Raw genomic sequence first — 18,431 nt, forward strand, 5'->3', positions numbered from 1 at the left:
GCGCGCCGGACGCGGGCGGTCCCGTGGCGGGGCGGGGCGCTTGCCGCAGAATGCCCGGCCATGGATCGGTCCCCCAGGCTGCTTGAGGCGACGCGTTCGCGCACGGCCGCGGTGCATCGGGGCGCTTCGATCAAGACCGCGGCGCCCGCGCCGCTGCGCACGCTGCCTGCCGGCGCCTGGCGCGGCATCGTCGGCCTGCTCACCGACATCGACGACACGCTCACCCGCGATGGCCACATCGAGCCGGCGGCCCTGCAGGCGCTGCAGGCGCTGCACGAGGCCGGCGTGCCGGTGCTGGCCGTCACGGGCCGGCCGGTGGGCTGGTGCCGCGAGCACACCGGCGCCTGGCCGCTGACGGCGGTGGTGGCCGAAAACGGCGCCGTGGCGCTGTGGCGGCAGGCCGCGGGCGGCCCGCTCCGCACCGAGTACCTGCAGGACACGGCCACGCGCGGGCGCAACGCCCGCCGCCTGGCGGCGGTGGCGGCGCGCATCGTTGCCGAGGTGCCCGGGGCGAGCCTGGCGCGCGACAGCGCCGGTCGCGAGACCGACATCGCCATCGACCACGCCGAGTTCGCGCGGCTCGACGCGCCCGGCATCGCCCAGGTCGTGGCGCTGATGCGCGCCGAAGGCCTGCAGGTCAGTGTCAGCTCCATCCACGTCAACGGCTGGATCGGCACGCACGACAAGGCCCGCGGCGCCGACTGGATGCTGGGCCGCCTGTTCGGCCAGAGCCTGGCGCAGGACGCCGCGCGCTGGGTGTTCGTGGGCGACTCGCCCAACGACGAGGCCCTGTTCGCGCGCGTGCCGCACTCGGTGGGCGTGGCCAACCTGATGCCCGGCCTGGCAACACTGCGCCACGTGCCGGCCTGGCACACCGAGGGCGAGCGCGGCGCCGGCTTTGCCGAGGTGGCCACCCTGCTGCGGGCCCACCGCGCCGGAGCGGGGCCGTGAGCGCCGCCGCGCACGACCCCCGCCGCCGCGGCCTGCTGCAGGCCGCCGCCGCGCTGGCGCTGCCCGCCGCCGTGGGGGCGCAGCCCGCGGCCCCGGCGCCCAAGGTGCTGCGCCTGGCCAGCGAGAGCGAAACCGGCTTCGACCCCGCCCGCGTGGGCGATGCGCGCTCGCTGCGCATCACCAGCCACATCTTCGAGACGCTGGTGGAGTTCGACCCGCTGGCCCGCCCCGTGAAGCTGCGCCCGCGCACCGCGCTGGCCCTGCCCGAGCCCAGCGCCGACTTCCGCAGCTGGACGGTGCGCCTCAAGCCCGGCATCCACTTCACGCCCGACCCGGCCTTTGCCGCCACCACGGGCGGCGCCCCGCGCGAGCTGGTGGCCGCCGATGTGGCCTACAGCCTCAGGCGTCTGGCCGACCCGGCCACGCGCAGCCCCGGCTGGAGCGCGGCCGAGCAGGTGGGCATCGCCGGCCTGGCCGCGCTGCGCCGCGAGGCCATCGAGCGCAAGCAGCCTTTCGATTACGACCGCCCGATCCCGGGCCTGCAGGTGCTGGACCGCCACACGCTGCGCCTTGAGCTCGACGCCGGCCGGCCGCGGATTGCCCAGTGGCTGGCCAGCGCCGCCACGGCCACCGTGGCGCGCGAGGTCATCGAGGCCCATGGCGAGCTCAGCATGCAGCACCCGGTGGGCACGGGCCCGTTCCGGCTGGCCGAGTGGCGGCGCGCCTCGCGCATCGTGCTCGAGCGCAACCCGCAGTACCGCCGGGTGCTGTACGACGCCGAGCCGGCGGCCGACGATCTCGAAGGCCAGGCCATCCTGGCGCGCCTGAAGGGCCGCCGCGTGCCCATGGTGGACCGCGTCGAGATCGACGTCATCGACGAGAAGCAGCCGATGTGGCTGGCCTTCCTGAACGGCGACCACGACTGGGTCGAACTGCCCGACGGCTTCCTGCCGGTGGCCCTGCCCGGCGGCCGGCTGGCGCCCAACCTGCGCCGCCGCGGCATCCGCGCCGAATCCGCCGTGCTGCCCAGCACCTACTACACGATGTTCAACATGGCGCATCCGCTGGTGGGCGGCTACACGCCCGAGCGCGTGGCGCTGCGCCGCGCCATCGCGCTGGCCATCGACGTGCCGCGCGAGGTGGAGCTGCTGCGCCACGGCTCGGCCGTGGTGGCGCAGTCGCCGGTGGCGGTGCACCTGAGCGGCTACCACCCCGGCTGGAAGAGCGAGATGAGCGACTACAGCCCGGCCCGGGCGCGCGCGCTGCTCGAGGTCTACGGCTGGCGCGACCGCGACGGCGACGGCTGGCGCGAGACCCCCGAAGGCCAGCGCTTCGTGCTGGAGATGGCCACCCAGCCGGCGCAGGAAATGCGCCGCTACGACGAGCTGATGAAGCGCGACATGACGGCCATCGGCCTGCGCATCCGCTTCCAGACGGCGCAGTGGCCCGAGCAGTACAAGGCCGCCCGCGCCGGCAAGCTGATGCTGTGGAGCGTGAGCGGCCGGGCCGCCGCGCCCGACGGCATCGAGGGCCTGCTGCGCTACGAAGGCAAGGCCGCGGGCGGCATCAACCTGGCGCGTTTCGACCTGCCCGAGATGAACGCCACGCTGGCACGGCTGCAGGCCCTGCCCGACGGCCCCGAGCGCGAGGCCCTGTTCGACCACGCCAAGCGGCTGAGCGTGGCCTGGATGCCCTACAAGCTGCGCACCCACCTGGCGGCCACGGCGCTGCTGCAGCCCTGGCTGGTGGGCTACCGCCGGCCGCTGTTCTGGAACAACTGGTTCGAGTCGGTCGACATCGAGCCGCACCGCAGGCCCGAGCCCTCATGACACGACCCCTGCTGCGCCCGCCGCGCCTGCGCGACGGCGACACCCTCGGCTTCGTCAACCCCAGCGGTGCGCTGCACGAGGACGAGGCCTATGAGCGCGCCCACGCGTCGCTGCGCGCCCTGGGCCTGAACACGCGCGAGGCGCCCAACCTGCGGGCGCGCTGCGGCCACATGGCCGGCACGCCGCAGCAGCGCGCCGACGACCTGCACGCGATGTTCTCAGCGCCCGACATCGCCGGCATCCTGGCCGTCACCGGCGGCAGCGGCGCCAACCGCGTGCTGCCGCTGCTGGACATGGGCCTCATCGCGCGCCACCCCAAGCTGCTCGGCGGCTACTCCGACATCACGGCGCTGATCACGGCCGTGCACCGGGCCACGGGGCTCGTCGCCTTGCATTCGCCGCTGGCCCGCTCGGACTGGTCCGCCTTCTCGGTGCAGCACTTCCGCGCCGTGGCCATGGCCGCCGAGGCGCCGCTGCTGCGCAACCCGCCTGAGCGCCCGCCGCGCCCGCTGCGCGGCGGCGTGGCGCGCGGGCCGCTGCAGGGCGGCAACCTGGCGGTGCTCACCTCGCTGGCCGGCACGCCGCACTTCCCCGACCTCACCGGCGCGATCCTGTTCCTGGAAGACGTGAACGAGTACCTCTACCGCGTCGACCGCATGTTCACCACCCTGGCGCTCGGCGGCCACCTGGCGCGTGTGGCCGGTGTCGTGCTGGGGGGGTTCACGAACTGCAAGCCCAGTGAGGGCAGCTACGGCACGCTGACGCTCGACGAGATCCTGGCCGACCACCTCGGGGCCTTGGGCGTGCCGGTGCTGCGCAACGCCGCCTTCGGCCACATCGGCACCCAGTGGACATTGCCGCTGGGCGTGCCGGCGGAGCTGGATGCCGACGCCGGCACGCTGCGGCTGCTGGCGCCCGCGGTGGCCTGACACCCTGCGCAAAGGAGCCCCCGATGCCAGACCTTGCGGCCGTGTACATCACCCGGGCCGGTGATGCCCCCTGCATGGCGCAGGGCTGGGCCTTGGCCTGATGCTTCGCCCGATGCAAGACATCAACCTGGCCGAAGGCCGGCCGCACCCGAAGCTGGCCCGGCTGTGGCAGCTGCAGGCGCTGCTGTCGGGCCTGGCCGCGGGCGCGATGGCGGCCCTGCTGATCGCGGTGTTCATCGGCGCGCGGGCGGGCTGGGGTGGGCCGGTCCTCGCGGGCCTGGCCGTCGCCGTTGCCGTGTCGCTGCCGCTGCTGTGGCGCGCCCGGGTGGCGGCGCAGGTCTACCGCTGGCAGCGCCAGCCCGGCGAGGGCGTGGTGGTCTGCAAAGGCGCCTGGTGGCAGAGCGAGGTCTGGATTCCCCTGACGCGGCTGCAGCACCTGGACATCCAGCGCAACCCGCTGGAGCGCTGGCTGGGGCTGGCCACGCTGGAGCTCTACACCGCCGGCTCCCGCGCCTACGAGACGCGGCTGCCCGGGCTGGAGCCGCCGCAGGCGCAGGCGCTGCGCGACGCGCTGCTGGCCGAACTGCAGGCCCGGACCACGCCCGCCGAGGACCGCGCGGCGTGAGCAGCGTGTTGCCGGCGCAGCGGCTGCACGGCTGGTCGTGGTTGTTTCACGCCGCCAGGGTGCTCAAGGAAGTCGCTCTGCCCTTGCTGATCCTCGTGCTGCTCAAGCGCGAGGACGCCCTGCTGTCCCTGGGCCTGGCCGGCACGGCCGCGGCGCTGGCCTGTGCCTACGGCTGGCTGCGCGCGCGCAGCGTGCGCTACGAGCTGCTGGCCGAGGAGATCGTCATCCGCGAGGGCCTCTTCGCGCAGGAGCTGCGCCACGTGCCCTTTGGCCGCATCCAGTCGGTGAGCGAGCGCCGCGGGCTGCTGCACCGCGCGCTCGGTGTCACCGAGCTCGTGCTGGAGTCCGGCTCGGGCGGTCGCCCCGAGGCGGTGATGCGGGTGCTCGACTCGCGAAGCGCTGCGCAGCTGGCCGAGGCCTTGCGGCTGCACCGTGCCGGCCGCGCCGAGCCGGCCCCCGCCGTCGCGGCGGGCCCGGTGGCCGCGGCCGGCGGGCCGGGTGCAGGCGCCGCGGCTGCCGCCGGGTCGGCGCCCACCGTGCTGCTGGCCGTGCCGACGGTCGAGCTCGTCAAGCTCGGGCTGATCTCCAACCGCGGCTTCCTGGTGGTGGCGGCGGTCGTGGGCGTGCTCTCGCAGAACACCGAGCTCCTGCAACGGGTGCCCGGTGCGGACCGCCTGGCCGAGAGCCTCGAAGCCCGCATCAACCAGGTGGCGGGCATCGGCATGGCCGAGCTGGTGGCCGGGCTGCTGGCGCTGCTGGTGCTGGCTGCCGTCACCGTGCGCGTCCTGTCCATCGGTCACGCCCTCGTCACCCAGCACGGCTACACGCTCACGCGCAGCGGCGACCGGCTGCGCGTGCAGCGCGGTCTGCTGACCCGCACCGACGTGAGCGGGCGCCTCGGCGCCATCCAGCGCCTGGTGCTGGAGCGCACGCTGCTGCACCGGCTCTTCGGCCGCTGCAGCCTGCGCGCCGATCTGCCCGCCAGCCTCGTCGCGTCGGGCGTCGCCCTTCCAAAGCTGGACCACCTGGCGCCCATTGCGTCCGTCGAGCAGGCCGACGCGCTCATCCGGACCTGCCTGCCCGGGGTCGATCTGCAGGCGCTGGCGTGGCGGCCCTTGCACCCCGGCGCCGCCTGGCGGCGCTGGCAGCGCACGCTGCGGTGGCTGCTGCCGCTGCTGGCCGCGGGCACGCTGCTGGCGTGGGGGCTGCCGGGGCTGCCCGCGGATGCCGGGCCGGTGGTGCTCGGCCTGTCGGCCGTGCTGCTGGGCGCCAGCGCCTGGCACGCCCGCCGCTGGGCCGCCGGGGCGGCTTACGCGCAAGGCCCCGGGGTCCTGGTGTGGCGCAGCGGCGTGTTCACCCGCCGCTGGGTGCTGCTGCCCGAGGGCCGCTGCCAGGCCGTGCTGCTGCGGCGCTCGCCGGCCGACCGCCGCGCCGGGACGGCCCGGCTGTGCACCGACGCGCAGTCGGTCGGCCTCGTGCTGGCCCTGGACATCCCCTGGCTGGCCGAGGCGGATGCGGTCGCGCTCCAGGCGCGGCTGTGGCAGGCCAGCCTTGCGCTCAGCCACCCCCGGGCGGCAGCCTGAGAAAGCCCTCCAGCCGCAGCCGCTCGGCGGCCAGCGCCGCCTTGAAGCCGGCCTCGCGCGGCGCCCGGCCGCTCACGTAGCCGGGCTCCACGTGCAGGCGGCCGTCGGCCACGGCCGCGTTGGCCCAGCCGATGACCTGCCCACGCCACAGCAGCGGCAGCGCGTAGTAGCCGCGCTGCCGCCGCGCGGCGGGCGTGTAGGCCTCGAAGCGGTAGGCCCAGCCCCACAACTGCTCGAAGCGCGCGCGGTCCCACACCACGGGGTCAAAGGGTGCCAGCAGGCGCAGCGTGTCGTCGTCATCCACCGCGGCGTGGCGGCGGCTGGCCGGGTTCTCACCCGCGGGCCAATACCAGGTGAGGCCTCCCACCGTGGCGCTGGGCAGCCGGGCCCGGGTGCGCGCCAGCAGCGCGTTCATGCGCGACGTCCACTGCGGCGCGCCGTAGCGGATGCGGCGCAGCAGCATCGACAGCGACGCCGCCGGCAGCGGCGCGTACAGATTCAGCACCACGTCGGCCAGGCGGTCGAGCGCCGCATCGGGGTCGGCCACCGGCTCGGGCGCGGGCCGCGCCGCGTACAGGCGCACGCCGCCTTCGCGGGCCGCGGTGCGCACGAGGCCGCGGTAGTGCATGCCGTCGAGCAGCTGCGTGCTGGCGCGGCTGGCGCCGCCGAACCAGTTTTTCGTCCGGCCGTGGTCGAAGGCGGCGTCCACCTCGCGCGGGTGCACCACGCCGCGCTCGCGCACGAACGCCAGCACCGCCTGCGCCTGCGCCCAGCGTGCTTTGGGCCACACGGTCTGCGGCGTGCGCGGGTGCATCAGTGCCGCCAGCTCGCGCGGCAGGAAGCCGTAGTTGACAAAGAAGTCCTCCTCCAGCGGCAGCGATGCGTAGCGCGCCTCCAGATCACCGGCGCGGTAGCCGCTGACGCGGTGGCGCAGCGTCAGGTCTTGTGCCCGCGCGGGCGCGCGGATGGGGTCGGCCTGCACGAAGCCGCTGCGCGCCAGCGCCTGCGCCAGCGAGCGCGCCGGCCGCAGGCTGCGCGCCACCGCATGGCGGCGCAGGTCGTCCAGCGTGATTGGCACGCCGCGGGCGCGGCTCATGTCTGCACTCTCAGTGGGTGTAAACGAAATAATGACCTCGCGCGTTGTGTCTTGACGAGACAAGCGCGCGAGGCATGGCATGAAGAGCAAGGCTGGAGACATCGACCGCAAGGGCAAGCCCGGACGCAAGCCGTTGCTGGGCGCCGAGCATGGGGAGGTGCTTCGTGCCATCGTCGCGGAGATGCCGCACGCGGCGTTGGCTGAAGTCACGGCGGAGTTGGCCCGGCGCTGCGGTGTGAAGGTCAACCCGGTTACGGTGCGCAAGGCGCTGCGCGAGGCTGGCGTCGTGCGACTGAAGCCGCTGCGGCGCTCCTCGGCCGAGCGGGGTGAGCAAGGACGTGGCGCGGGGCCGCGCACCGGCTACAACGCCATGCACCGGCGCAGCAGCAGCCCCGAGGGCCAGCACACCGATCTGACCGACGCCGAATGGGCGCTGGTGGCCGACCTGTTCGAGCGCGATGGGCAGCCGGGCGTGCCGCCTCGCTATCCGCGCCGCGTTATGGTCAATGCCTGCTGCTACGTGGTGCGCACGGGCTGTCCCTGGCGGCTGGTGCCCAAGACCTATGCGCCTTGGCAGGCGGTGTACATGTCCTTCAAGCGCTGGGCTGCGGCCAATACGTTCGAGGCCATGCACGAGCGGCTGCGCCAGCAGTGGCGCCGGCGCGAGGGCAAGTCCCCCGAACCTACGGCGGCCGTCATCGACTCGCAGAGCACGCGCAGCACGCCCCAGGGCGGCAACACGGGCTTCGACGCGGGCAAGAAGGTCAAGGGCCGCAAGCGCAACCTCGTGGTCGACTCGCTGGGCCTGCTGCTGGCGGTCACGATCACGGCCGCCAGCGTGCAGGACCGCGACACCGCCGCCGACGTGGTGGCCAAGGCCTATGCCAAGGCACCCACGATCAAGAAGCTCTACACCGACGCCGCATACGCCGGGCAGCGCGCAGCAGCCATCGAGAAGGCTCACGGCATCACCGTGGAAGTGGTGCGCCGCCCGGGCAACCGCGCCACCGGCACCTGGCGCGACGCCCAGCAGCCCTTGTGGCCCGAGGAATCCGCCAAGCCCTTCGTCGTGCAGCCCATGCGCTGGGTGGTCGAGCGCACCCACGCCTGGCTCGAGCGCGACCGCCGTCTCATCGCCCATCACGATCGCTCCGAATGGGCGCCGCTGGCCTGGGTCTGGCTCGCACAAGCGCGTATGCTCGCAACGAGACTGGCGAACTGAACATTTCGTTCACACCCTCTCAGTGGGTGTAAACGAAATAATGACCTCGCGCGTTGTGTCTTGACGAGACAAGCGCGCGAGGCATGGCATGAAGAGCAAGGCTGGAGACATCGACCGCAAGGGCAAGCCCGGACGCAAGCCGTTGCTGGGCGCCGAGCATGGGGAGGTGCTTCGTGCCATCGTCGCGGAGATGCCGCACGCGGCGTTGGCTGAAGTCACGGCGGAGTTGGCCCGGCGCTGCGGTGTGAAGGTCAACCCGGTTACGGTGCGCAAGGCGCTGCGCGAGGCTGGCGTCGTGCGACTGAAGCCGCTGCGGCGCTCCTCGGCCGAGCGGGGTGAGCAAGGACGTGGCGCGGGGCCGCGCACCGGCTACAACGCCATGCACCGGCGCAGCAGCAGCCCCGAGGGCCAGCACACCGATCTGACCGACGCCGAATGGGCGCTGGTGGCCGACCTGTTCGAGCGCGATGGGCAGCCGGGCGTGCCGCCTCGCTATCCGCGCCGCGTTATGGTCAATGCCTGCTGCTACGTGGTGCGCACGGGCTGTCCCTGGCGGCTGGTGCCCAAGACCTATGCGCCTTGGCAGGCGGTGTACATGTCCTTCAAGCGCTGGGCTGCGGCCAATACGTTCGAGGCCATGCACGAGCGGCTGCGCCAGCAGTGGCGCCGGCGCGAGGGCAAGTCCCCCGAACCTACGGCGGCCGTCATCGACTCGCAGAGCACGCGCAGCACGCCCCAGGGCGGCAACACGGGCTTCGACGCGGGCAAGAAGGTCAAGGGCCGCAAGCGCAACCTCGTGGTCGACTCGCTGGGCCTGCTGCTGGCGGTCACGATCACGGCCGCCAGCGTGCAGGACCGCGACACCGCCGCCGACGTGGTGGCCAAGGCCTATGCCAAGGCACCCACGATCAAGAAGCTCTACACCGACGCCGCATACGCCGGGCAGCGCGCAGCAGCCATCGAGAAGGCTCACGGCATCACCGTGGAAGTGGTGCGCCGCCCGGGCAACCGCGCCACCGGCACCTGGCGCGACGCCCAGCAGCCCTTGTGGCCCGAGGAATCCGCCAAGCCCTTCGTCGTGCAGCCCATGCGCTGGGTGGTCGAGCGCACCCACGCCTGGCTCGAGCGCGACCGCCGTCTCATCGCCCATCACGATCGCTCCGAATGGGCGCCGCTGGCCTGGGTCTGGCTCGCACAAGCGCGTATGCTCGCAACGAGACTGGCGAACTGAACATTTCGTTCACACCCTCTCAGTCGTAGCGCTGCGTGACGACGCCCCCGCCCCAGGGCGTGCCGGCGACGTCGACCACCTCGGCGCTCCAGCGCACCTGTGCATGCGCGCCGTTGACCAGCACCATCTGCGGCTGCACGTGGCCGATGTCGACATCGGCCAGCACCGGGCAGGGCAGGGTGCCGAAGGTCTGGCGCAGCGCGTCGTCGTGGCGCAGCCCGTGCGGGCCACCGGGCTCGGGCGCGGCGCTGCGGCCGAGCAGCACGCCGGCCAGGCCGTCCAGCCAGCCGGCCCAGCGCAGGCGGTGGAAGGCCCGCACCACGTCGCCCGGCGTTCCCTCGGCGTTCTCCAGGTACAGGATCGCGCCCTCCAGGCGGTGGCGCTGGATGAAGCCGGCGCCGTCGGCGTGCACCGTGCCGGCCACGTGCACCAGGGTGTCCAGGCAGCCGCCGAACAGCCGGCCGTCGAAGGCCTCGCGCGCGCGGCCGTGCAGCGAGCGCCAGCGGGTCGGCTCGGTCAGCGCGTAAGTGCCGGCGGGCTGGCTCGCGAAGTCGCTCCAGGCCTTTTGCCAGGCCGGGCTCTGGCGCTGCCGCAGCGCCTGGCCCGGCGGCAGCTGCAGCGCCTGCAAGGCCTGCCGCGTGAGCGGGTCGTCCTGGTCCGGCACCAGGTCCATCAGGCAAGGGCCGTGCGCGGTGGCCCACTGCAGCCGCAGCGTCAGGGCCAGCATCCAGGTGCTGGTGTCGCTGTAGCCCAGCACCCACTTCGGGCGCGTGCGCGCCAGCGCCCCCCAGTCGAGCCGGTCGAGCAGTTCCACCGCGCGCTCGCCGCCCCAGGGCGGGATGACGGCGTCGACATCGTCGCGCATGAGCGCGCGTTCCAGCTCGGCGGCGCGCTCGTCGGCCGGGGCGCTGGCGCCCTGGCGCTCGTCGCGCAGGCAGCGGCCTTCTTCGACCTCGAAGCCGCGCGAGCGCAGCCCGGCCAGGCAGAGATCGAGCCGCGCATGCAGCGCCGGCTGCACGCCCGAGCTCGGCGCGGTCACCAGCACCCGGCTGCCGGGGGCCAGCGGGCGCGGATAGCGGATCGGTCCGGGGTACTGCGTGACGGACATGGGCCGCGATGATGCCCCTTTGTGGGGCGCTGGCGATGCGGGGCAGCCCTGATGGGCCGCCCATGTTGAAATGACTTTCATGACGCCCCAGGAGTTCGTGGCCAAGTGGAAACCCGGCACGCCGTCGCACGGCCTGAGCGAGCGGGCCGGCGCGCAGCCGCACTTCATCGACCTGTGCCGCGCGCTCGGTGTGCCCGAGCCGGGCGAGCCCGAGCGCTACTCAGTCAGGAGAGTCATGCCCACCCGCTTGGCCACTCCGTAATCCAAGACGAGCTTGATGGCCCTCAGTCACCCCGTTCCGGCGAAATCCCGCAAGAGCTTAGCGGCAGCGCTGGCCGTGCTGGAAACCATCCAAGTCGCCGCGGCATCCAGCCTGAGTTCATAGCTGACCATGCCGATACCCGGTGGCATGCCGCCCACGATGGACGCAGGCACGAGTCGGGGGAAATCGTCAGCGACGCGATACAGCCCCTCGGTGCGCACCCGAAACAGTAGCTTGGCGTACTCAGCCTCCAGCCGGTCGTCGTAGCCGGCTGCAAAGAGCACCGCATCAAAGGCATTCAGCGCGTCGTGATCACCTCTCAGACGACCTCGAATTTCGCTGACGAGTCTTGGAAGGCTCTCAGTGGCGCTGGCCTCATCACGCACGCTCAACCCGAATAGCAGCAAAGCGCCGCCAGCCGGCTCGAGGAGCTGGTCGATGCCGTGGATGATGTGAACTGAGTCGACTCGTTTGGTGGTCTTGATCTCGACGCCAAGTCCGGGCAATTCAAAGTCGTTACGAGCCCCAGCTGGACCTCGCCACGTGCTAACCGCCCTGGTCGGACCGAGTGCCTCGCACAACCAGCGACTCAGGAAGTAGAGTTCCCCGAATAGCCCGACCTGCTGCTCGATGCTAAGTGCGCCGCTTGGAACCCCTGACCAGAAGCGCCGCCACTTCGACAGCACGCCTTGCACAAGTCTCACACGGGTGAGGCCGCTTGCATGCACAAGCGCATCGACCAGCTCGCCGATGACCAAGTCAAGTGCCCGGTGGCCCTGCGAGTCAAGGCAGGCGATCTCGACGAATGACTCCTCAAGACCCGTGTCCTGAGGCACCATCTTCACAGTCTGCACTCCAATGCCGCGACTGACCCGCTCCGTCAGAGCGTCTTCCTCGCCTGGCGGAATGCGAACGAGCACGTAGCGCCGCAACGCAGCATCGACGCCGATGAGAACGTCGTCATGCCGGCCACTGAGCGCAACCCGAACCGATAGGCGTTCCTTCGTAGGAGGCACAGCCTCCAGAAGGTCCCAGCGCGGGACCGCTGCCTCGGCTGAACCTAGATCACCGGCCGCCACCTAGCCGTTCCCTCAAGGTAGGCCTCGGCGGGCCGTTCACGGTTGACCCTCGGCAGCGAGACTGCCAGACCAATCAAGTCCTTTGCCATAACGCTCTGCGGATCCTGGTAGAGCGGCTGACGTGACTTGCCGAGCTTGGAGCCGTCGTGGCCTGAGAACCTGCTGATGGGGTAGAAGATGAGCAGACCCCGGGTCGAGGAGCGCGACAGGCGCGCAGCGCGGTTCTCATCAGTCTGCTCGCCCGACTGCAGCTTGCGCTGCATCTCCACGCGCTCCTCGGGCGTCAAGCCAAACGCCTCGTCGCCGGGCGTCGTGATGACGCCCAGTGAGTTGGACGATCCGATACGACTACGGGCGATGCTCCAAACCGCTCCAACTCCAGCGGGCAGCCAAGTGGGCGCGCCCAGTGCCGGGCTCCCAGTCTCGCGCCCGCGAACGAGCACGCTCCAGTTCGTGACGTCACCATCAATGTTCTGCTGCTCAATCCAAGCAGCGATGAGCTCGGGTGAAAGGCCGGCGGCTTCTGGCACCACGTCGAAGGCGCGCAGGAGCTGAACGACGTACAGAGCCTGGACCTCCTCCCAGAGGGGTCCGAACTGTGTCTGCGCCGCTGGCACCCCGATCTGGGTCAGGAACTCATGAACAGTCGCTCGGTTACGCTCACACAGCAGCGCAAGACGTTCTTCGTCGTTCAGCGGAAAGCGGAAGGTCTGCTCAAGCTCTCCGGAGTAAGACTGGCTGACCTGCGTTGCAACGGCATGGCGACGCTTGAGCGCGCTGGTCACCTGCATGCTTGGGTGACGCAGGATGCGCACTCCCACGTCCCGAGGCGAGAGCCCGGGCATCATCTCGTACATGCGGATGTCTTGGCGCAGACGATGCTCGACCAGAGCAAGGTCTGCGAACCATCCCTGCAGGGTTCCCGTCGTGTAGATGCGCGTGAGATCCTCGTAGCCGCCTCGGTAGCCATACCAACGCGCCATCTGCAGCAGCGTGTCGTACTGAGGGGACTGCCTGGCGAAGTAGCTCACCAGCAGCCCTTCCAAGGTCAGCCCTCGAGCGAGCTTGTTGCCGCCAATGGCGATGGCCTTGAGCGTGGGCTCTAGGTCAAAGTCGAGCACATCACCGCGGTCACTGTTGATTTCACGGACCTGCACGGCCTTGGCGAACGCAGCGATGTGTCCCTCGATGTCCTCGAACTCGACAACCCTCGCTCCATCGACTCCAGCGGTGGTGGGCTTGAAATCTTCGTCCCACAGCTTCTTTAAGCGATCACGCAGCCCATGGTGCTTGTCGTAGCGCCATTCGTCCCGGAGTTCCTCAAAGCGCCGCTGGATGAGATCTCGTGTAGGCGACTGGTCTGCGATGCGCTGAGTGGTGTGAACCAGCATCGTGCAGGGAGCGTCCGGCTTGCCGCGCTGTGCTCTGGCGGCACCCGCGAGCATGAACGCGAGCAGCGCCTCTTCGAGTGTGGGAGGAAAGTCGCTGTTGCCCAGCAGCTGCGAGACCTCGGCGTCCGGCACGTCGCGCAAGACGTCTAGGCCCGCAACACTCTCTCCGCTTGCAGGGTCGAATCGCCCGAAAAACTCTTCGGTCCCGAAGTAGCCGCGCGGCTTGGGCAGGTCGATGAGGAAGTCGCGCGGATAGAGGTCGTCGCCTGCGTTCCCGCCGTAGTTGTCGTGCGGGATGAGGACGTTGGCGAACGGGGTCGCCGTGTAGGCGATATAGGCCCGCCTCGGGAACAAGTTGAGCAGGGCACGAATGAGGCGGTTGATGACCGCGGGCTCTTCGAAGCTGGGGTCGTTGGGGTCGAATCCGTCCTCTTGCTGGTAGCTGCCGCGTGTGTCAACGCTGGCTTGGTCAGCCTCGTCGTCGATGAAGAGTGCTGGCAGTCCGCGGCGCATCTCCTCCGACGCCTCCTCAAACCAAGCTTGGAGCCGGCGCAACACCGTGCCGTTCTTTTTGACTACCAGCAGCACCGGTTGCGAGCCTTGCAGGGCGGCGGTGTTTGCGCGGCCACGGTTGAAATCACCATCAAGCGTGTCCGTGGTGAACTGGTGCCACTGCTTGCCCACAGGCGGCTGCTCTACCGCATGTGGCGGGTTGCCCCGGTATCCCGTGAGCTCTCGGTTCAGCCGCAACTGCGTCTGACGACGCAGCCCGTTGTCGATCCCGGAGAACACCACGACCAGCTTGTAGCCGGCGTCCGCAGCCTTGGCGATGACGGCTGTGAAGTTAGCTGTCTTGCCGCTTTGCACGTAGCCGAGCACCAGGCCGCGGATGTCGAACTCGTCCGTGGACGGAGGTGCGAGCTTGGCAAGAATGCGGTCGGAGGCGTCGTCCAGCGAGCTGATGGTGTCGCGCGGCCACTTCTTCTTTACGAGAAGAAAGCGCCGCAGCGTGGGCCAGTAGCGCCAATTGCTGCGGTCCAGCGCCGCAACCCAGTCGTTTTCGCTCTCGGCAGCCGAGATGACCCTCACACGCTCGAACGTGCGGTTCGCTTCTTCAGTGAGCTTGCCGCGAACCCACTCTCGCAGATGGGCAGGGATGAGCTCATTGGCGTAGACGGTCTCGGGCGCGTGCCCGAGGTCCAGCAAGACCCGCGCTGTGCTCAGCGCCCTCTCGTGTTCAGCTTCAAGGTCTGCCATGACTGGGCTGTGCTTGAGTTACTCGTCGAGCGTGGACTGCGCCCGCGCCACGGTTGACTCGATGACGGGGATCTCGTCAGGTTTGGCCACACGCCTGAGCAGCTTGCCCACGCGGGCGAGCTCGTCGACCGTGACGCTGGCACTTCGAGGTGCGGGCGCTGAGTTGCTGGCGGTCGACGTTGAAGCCGCTGCGGCGGCCGAGGTAGCCGAAGCTGGAATGCCTGAGCTGGAACTGCTCGATACACCGGCTGACGGCTTACCGGCCGTGCTTACGAGTGACGCCGGCGCTGGTGGGAGTGCTCCGCCGCCCGATCCCTTGTTCGCCTTGCGGTAGGTTTCGTCCGCAACCTTCGTCCAAATCTTGACGGCCTTTTCCACCTCGGCGCGAATCTCTGCGGGGAACGCCACCTTCATCTTCGGCACGTTGATCTTGAACTCCTCGTCGAGCTTGGGCGAGAAGTAGACCGCGATGCGAGCGAGCTTCAAGTGCTCATCGAGCGTGCGGATGCTGCTCCACCCGCCGCTCTGGATGAGGCGATCAGCGCGGTAGATGTAGAAGCCCTGCTGACGGTTCCACTGATTGGGTCCGGAGGCACGCTTGTGTGCCTCGGGGGTGGAGAACATCGACAGCGCAGGCAGCACATAGGGCTCGAAGACCACGTCGCTGCGCCCGCCGTGCCCGTCGACACGGAGACTGATGGAGTCGAGGGCTTTGCGCTTGGGTTCGTTGGCAACGAACGGATCCCAATAGGTCACCTTGTTGTCGTTGATGTAGATGGCAAGCCGCTTGCCACGCACCCTGTTCTCAAGGAAGCGATGGAAGACCATCGCGACATGCTCCTCCAGCTTGCCGCACATTTCGATGAGCTTCTTGCGTGCCGGCTCGCCGCTCGGGTTGTTGTAGCCAAGGATGCGGTCAAGCTGTTGCCAGACAACGACTGTTCCAGTGGTTTCCTTGAGGTGCAACCGCACCAGCTCTGGCAGGTCCGCCGTGCGAACCGGCAGGATCTCCCATCGGTTGGTAGCCTCAATGTGTGGGAGGTCCCAGCAGTAGGCGTTGATATCAGCTCGGGACTCGTTCTGCCTAGATGCGACGATTAGTCGCTGGCATTGGCTTAGCGACGCTGTCTTGAGGCCTAGGCCGAACTTGCCGAGATCGTCGTCTTCATAGTCGCGATCGGAGCCAAAGCGCAGGGCTTCGCGCAACTCCTGCGCCGACATCCCCACGCCGTTGTCCGCGATGCTCACAGACGTGTCGGCGCCCGCCCAGTGCGAGTTGATGCGCACCGTGTTGGCTCTCGCGGCTATCGAGTTGTCGACGAGGTCAGCCACGGCTGACTCGAAGTCGTACCCCATGTCTCGAAGCGACTTGATCAGGCGCCTTGCGCCCGGAATGCTCTCAACACCAATCGACATCAACTCTCCCCGCGAGTGGTTTCGCTATTCGTGTCGTCAACCTGCTATCGAACCTTGTCCTTTGCAGCCGCCCCGGCGATGACTGCCGCAGAGCAGTAGTACTCATCCTCGGCCAGTGCTTTGGCCACAAAGCGGCGCCTTGCCTCCAGGGCAAGGGGTATGAGCTCCACTGGCCAGCCGCTTCGCACGTAGTAAGGCTCAAGCACGAAGCTCACGCCTCGCCTGGGTCCGGGGCTGAGCTCCTTGCCGTTGTCGAGAGCCGCATCCGGATGCAGATTCGGGTGGAGATATCCAACCGCCCACCATGCCTTCAGAAACTCTGTTCTTGAGAGCTGCTTGAGGTCCTTTGTGAGCATCACCTCGATGAAGCCCTCAAGCTCAGTGATGGCAAGCTCGTGGCTCAGTGGCAGGTTGGCATTCAGACTCTGCGTCACCGCGTCAGCCATGTCTGGCTGTGACAGGTAGTCCGCAACAGCCAGCCCCACAGCTTTGCCCACAAGAGGCGGAACGGCGTTGCCGATCTCTGAGTAGGCGCGGGTTCGCTCCTGCGGAAACTCAAACGTGTCTGGGAAGCTCTGAATGCGGGCAGCCTCCCTTGGCGTGAGCGAGCGAGCCTGGGTCGGGTGAATGAACATCAGCCCGTCCTTCTTCAGATGCGCCACGATGGTCGAGCACAGCTGGTCTCGGTGCTGTCGCGTGTAGCGGTCCTTGAAGTGCTCTCGGTCGTAGGGGAACTCCATCTCCACGCCGCGGGCCAGCGCTGCCCGGCTGGTCTCGCCCTCCCTGAGGCGCCTGAAGTCACGCAAATCCCGGTCGCTGTGCGGGCGCGAGGTGTGGCCGAGCAGCTTCTTGGCTCTGTGGGCCTTGAGTACATCGTAGAGATACCGCCTGCCGTATCGCTTGACGTGTTCCTCTCGGGCGGCGACGTCATAGGTGCGGATGAACCGCTCGTCGCCGGACGTGATCTCCGGTAGGTCGCCTATAGCTTCACCCAACGTCACGGCTGACTGCTTGCCCCTGGACACAGGGTCGCCGGGGTCGACGTGCGTCTCGCGGATGTAGCGGTCGGGGATAAACAGTGGCAGTTCTCGGCGGGTTCCGATGATGAGCTGGCGGATGCGCTTCTGCGGCACGCCGAATCGCCACGCCTGAACCTCATAGGGGATGACGCGGTAGCCAAGCTCGCGGCTATCGACTTGGACAGCCGTGAAGAAGGCTCCGCCTGCGGCCGAGCGCATACCCGGCACGTTCTCCATCACAAAAACCTTGGGCTGGTAATAGGCGACGTACTTCAAGAACTCGCGATAGAGCTCCCGGCGGGGGTCGTAGACAAGCCGCTCGCCGTGGTTGGAGCCGCCGACTTGGCGAGCCCTAGAGAAACCTTGGCAGGGCGGCCCACCGACAATGACGTCGACTCGCGCGGAGCCTAGCGCTGCGTCCAGCTCCTTGGGTGCAAACTTGGTCAGGTCCTTGATCAGCGCGACGGGGACGTTTAGGTGATTTCGCCGAAACGTCTCGATGGCTGAATCGTTGTAGTCGATGGCCGCCAAGCAGCGCAAACCGGCCCATTCCAGCCCGAGCGAAAAGCCTCCGCAGCCTGCGAATAGGTCGACGAATGTCAGCGGCCGGTTGTGCACCTCATGGCTCCCGGATGGGTCATCCTCACGGCGTGTCATTGTTGTCCCTGTCAGACGTCCAGGAATTCTGACAGCACACTGAAGTACACCGCTAGCCCGATGACGGGGGACAGCCAGGGGTAGGCTCTGGCCCCGTGCTTTCGTCGCCTTGTTGCGCATAGCGAACATCACTTCTGTGCGTAGCTGTCTCGATCAGTCCTTGATGATGATCGCCCGCGCCGACGACACCACCTTAGGCATCCTCCACAGCCGCCTGCACGAACTCTGGTCGCTGCGCCTGGGCACCTCGCTGGAAGACCGGCCCCGCTACACCCCCACCACCTGCTTCGAGACCTTCCCCTTCCCCGCCAGCCTCACCCCCGCACACACCGCCCACCAGCGCACCGAGCCGCTGCCCGGCGGCGCCTGCATCCCCGCCGACCTGCCGCCCGTCGGTGCGGGCCCTCGCCGAGCCCATCGCCCAGGCCGCGCACCGCCTGGTGGCCCTGCGCGACGCCTGGCTCAACCCGCCCGAGTGGACCGAGCGCGTGCCCGAGGTCGTGCCGCTGGGCCTGAGCACGAGCCCCTACCCCGACCGCATCGTCGCCCGCCCGGGCTTCGAGGCCGAGCTCGCCCGGCGCACGCTCACCAACCTGTACAACCAGCGCCCCACCTGGCTGGCCCAGGCCCAGGAGGCGCTCGACGCCGCGGTCGCCGCCGCCTACGGCTGGGCCGACTGGACCGCCGCGATGCCCGACGACGAGATCCTGCGCCGGCTGCTGGCGCTCAACCGCGAGCGGGCCGCGGCGCCCTGAGACCCGGGCGCGCGGCCTACA

The 18,431-nt window shown here is 69.5% G+C and carries 15 protein-coding genes; 9 read left to right on the forward strand and 6 right to left on the reverse strand.

The window, feature by feature from the left end; all coding sequences use genetic code 11:
• Positions 1-60: 60 nt before the first annotated feature.
• The 5 genes from KA711_07385 (at position 61) to KA711_07405 (ending at position 5,917) form a co-directional block, all read left to right on the forward strand.
• Positions 61-951 (forward strand): HAD-IIB family hydrolase, encoded by an 891-nt coding sequence (locus KA711_07385; GenBank protein MCM0608805.1) that lies wholly within the window; start codon positions 61-63, stop codon positions 949-951.
• Positions 948-2,780 carry a bicyclomycin resistance protein gene (locus KA711_07390; protein MCM0608806.1) on the forward strand — a complete coding sequence of 611 codons (1,833 nt, stop codon included), beginning with the start codon at positions 948-950 and terminating at the stop codon, positions 2,778-2,780. Before KA711_07385 ends, KA711_07390 begins: the two co-directional genes overlap by 4 nt.
• A complete protein-coding gene (locus KA711_07395) occupies positions 2,777-3,709 on the forward strand; it encodes an LD-carboxypeptidase (protein MCM0608807.1) in 933 nt (310 codons plus the stop codon). The genes KA711_07390 and KA711_07395 overlap by 4 nt, the downstream gene beginning before the upstream one ends.
• 112 nt (positions 3,710-3,821) lie before the next feature.
• Positions 3,822-4,334 (forward strand): PH domain-containing protein, encoded by a 513-nt coding sequence (locus tag KA711_07400; protein ID MCM0608808.1) that lies wholly within the window; start codon positions 3,822-3,824, stop codon positions 4,332-4,334.
• Positions 4,331-5,917: a PH domain-containing protein gene (locus KA711_07405; protein MCM0608809.1), complete on the forward strand. Its 1,587-nt coding sequence runs from the start codon at positions 4,331-4,333 to the stop codon at positions 5,915-5,917. Before KA711_07400 ends, KA711_07405 begins: the two co-directional genes overlap by 4 nt.
• Here KA711_07405 and KA711_07410 read toward each other — a convergent pair.
• The gene (locus KA711_07410; protein MCM0608810.1) at positions 5,892-7,013 is read right to left on the reverse strand and encodes a YcaQ family DNA glycosylase; all 1,122 of its coding nucleotides are present in this window, start codon (positions 7,011-7,013) and stop codon (positions 5,892-5,894) included. The two genes, KA711_07405 and KA711_07410, sit on opposite strands and share 26 nt — an antisense overlap.
• Positions 7,014-7,092: 79 nt before the next feature.
• Between KA711_07410 and KA711_07415 the strand changes: the two genes are divergently transcribed.
• Both KA711_07415 and KA711_07420 read left to right on the forward strand, forming a co-directional pair.
• Positions 7,093-8,235 (forward strand): IS5 family transposase, encoded by a 1,143-nt coding sequence (locus KA711_07415; GenBank protein MCM0608811.1) that lies wholly within the window; start codon positions 7,093-7,095, stop codon positions 8,233-8,235.
• 88 nt (positions 8,236-8,323) lie between these two features.
• Positions 8,324-9,466, forward strand: coding sequence for an IS5 family transposase (locus KA711_07420; protein MCM0608812.1), 1,143 nt, complete (start codon positions 8,324-8,326; stop codon positions 9,464-9,466).
• Between the two features lie 19 nt (positions 9,467-9,485).
• Here the strand turns inward: KA711_07420 and KA711_07425 are convergent, their stop codons facing one another.
• Positions 9,486-10,574: an LD-carboxypeptidase gene (locus KA711_07425; protein ID MCM0608813.1), complete on the reverse strand. Its 1,089-nt coding sequence runs from the start codon at positions 10,572-10,574 to the stop codon at positions 9,486-9,488.
• A gap of 79 nt (positions 10,575-10,653) precedes the next feature.
• Here KA711_07425 and KA711_07430 point away from each other — a divergent pair, with 79 nt between their 5' ends.
• Positions 10,654-10,836 (forward strand): hypothetical protein, encoded by a 183-nt coding sequence (locus KA711_07430; protein ID MCM0608814.1) that lies wholly within the window; start codon positions 10,654-10,656, stop codon positions 10,834-10,836.
• 26 nt (positions 10,837-10,862) lie between these two features.
• Here KA711_07430 and KA711_07435 read toward each other — a convergent pair whose 3' ends face one another.
• The 4 genes from KA711_07435 to KA711_07450 are packed head-to-tail and all read right to left on the reverse strand — an operon-like array spanning position 10,863 to position 17,655.
• The gene (locus tag KA711_07435; protein ID MCM0608815.1) at positions 10,863-11,852 is read right to left on the reverse strand and encodes a PD-(D/E)XK motif protein; all 990 of its coding nucleotides are present in this window, start codon (positions 11,850-11,852) and stop codon (positions 10,863-10,865) included.
• Positions 11,853-11,896: 44 nt separating this feature from the next.
• Positions 11,897-14,563, reverse strand: coding sequence for a Z1 domain-containing protein (locus KA711_07440; protein ID MCM0608816.1), 2,667 nt, complete (start codon positions 14,561-14,563; stop codon positions 11,897-11,899).
• Positions 14,564-14,581: 18 nt separating this feature from the next.
• Complete coding sequence (locus tag KA711_07445) at positions 14,582-15,979, reverse strand: ATP-binding protein (GenBank protein MCM0608817.1); 1,398 nt, start codon at positions 15,977-15,979, stop codon at positions 14,582-14,584.
• Between the two features lie 44 nt (positions 15,980-16,023).
• Positions 16,024-17,655 carry a DNA cytosine methyltransferase gene (locus tag KA711_07450; protein ID MCM0608818.1) on the reverse strand — a complete coding sequence of 544 codons (1,632 nt, stop codon included), beginning with the start codon at positions 17,653-17,655 and terminating at the stop codon, positions 16,024-16,026.
• Between the two features lie 395 nt (positions 17,656-18,050).
• Here KA711_07450 and KA711_07455 point away from each other — a divergent pair, with 395 nt between their 5' ends.
• The gene (locus KA711_07455; GenBank protein ID MCM0608819.1) at positions 18,051-18,410 is read left to right on the forward strand and encodes a hypothetical protein; all 360 of its coding nucleotides are present in this window, start codon (positions 18,051-18,053) and stop codon (positions 18,408-18,410) included.
• Positions 18,411-18,431: the final 21 nt, after the last annotated feature.

The sequence above is a fragment of the Ideonella sp. WA131b genome, assembly GCA_023657425.1.
Classification (GTDB): Bacteria; Pseudomonadota; Gammaproteobacteria; order Burkholderiales; family Burkholderiaceae_C; genus Rubrivivax.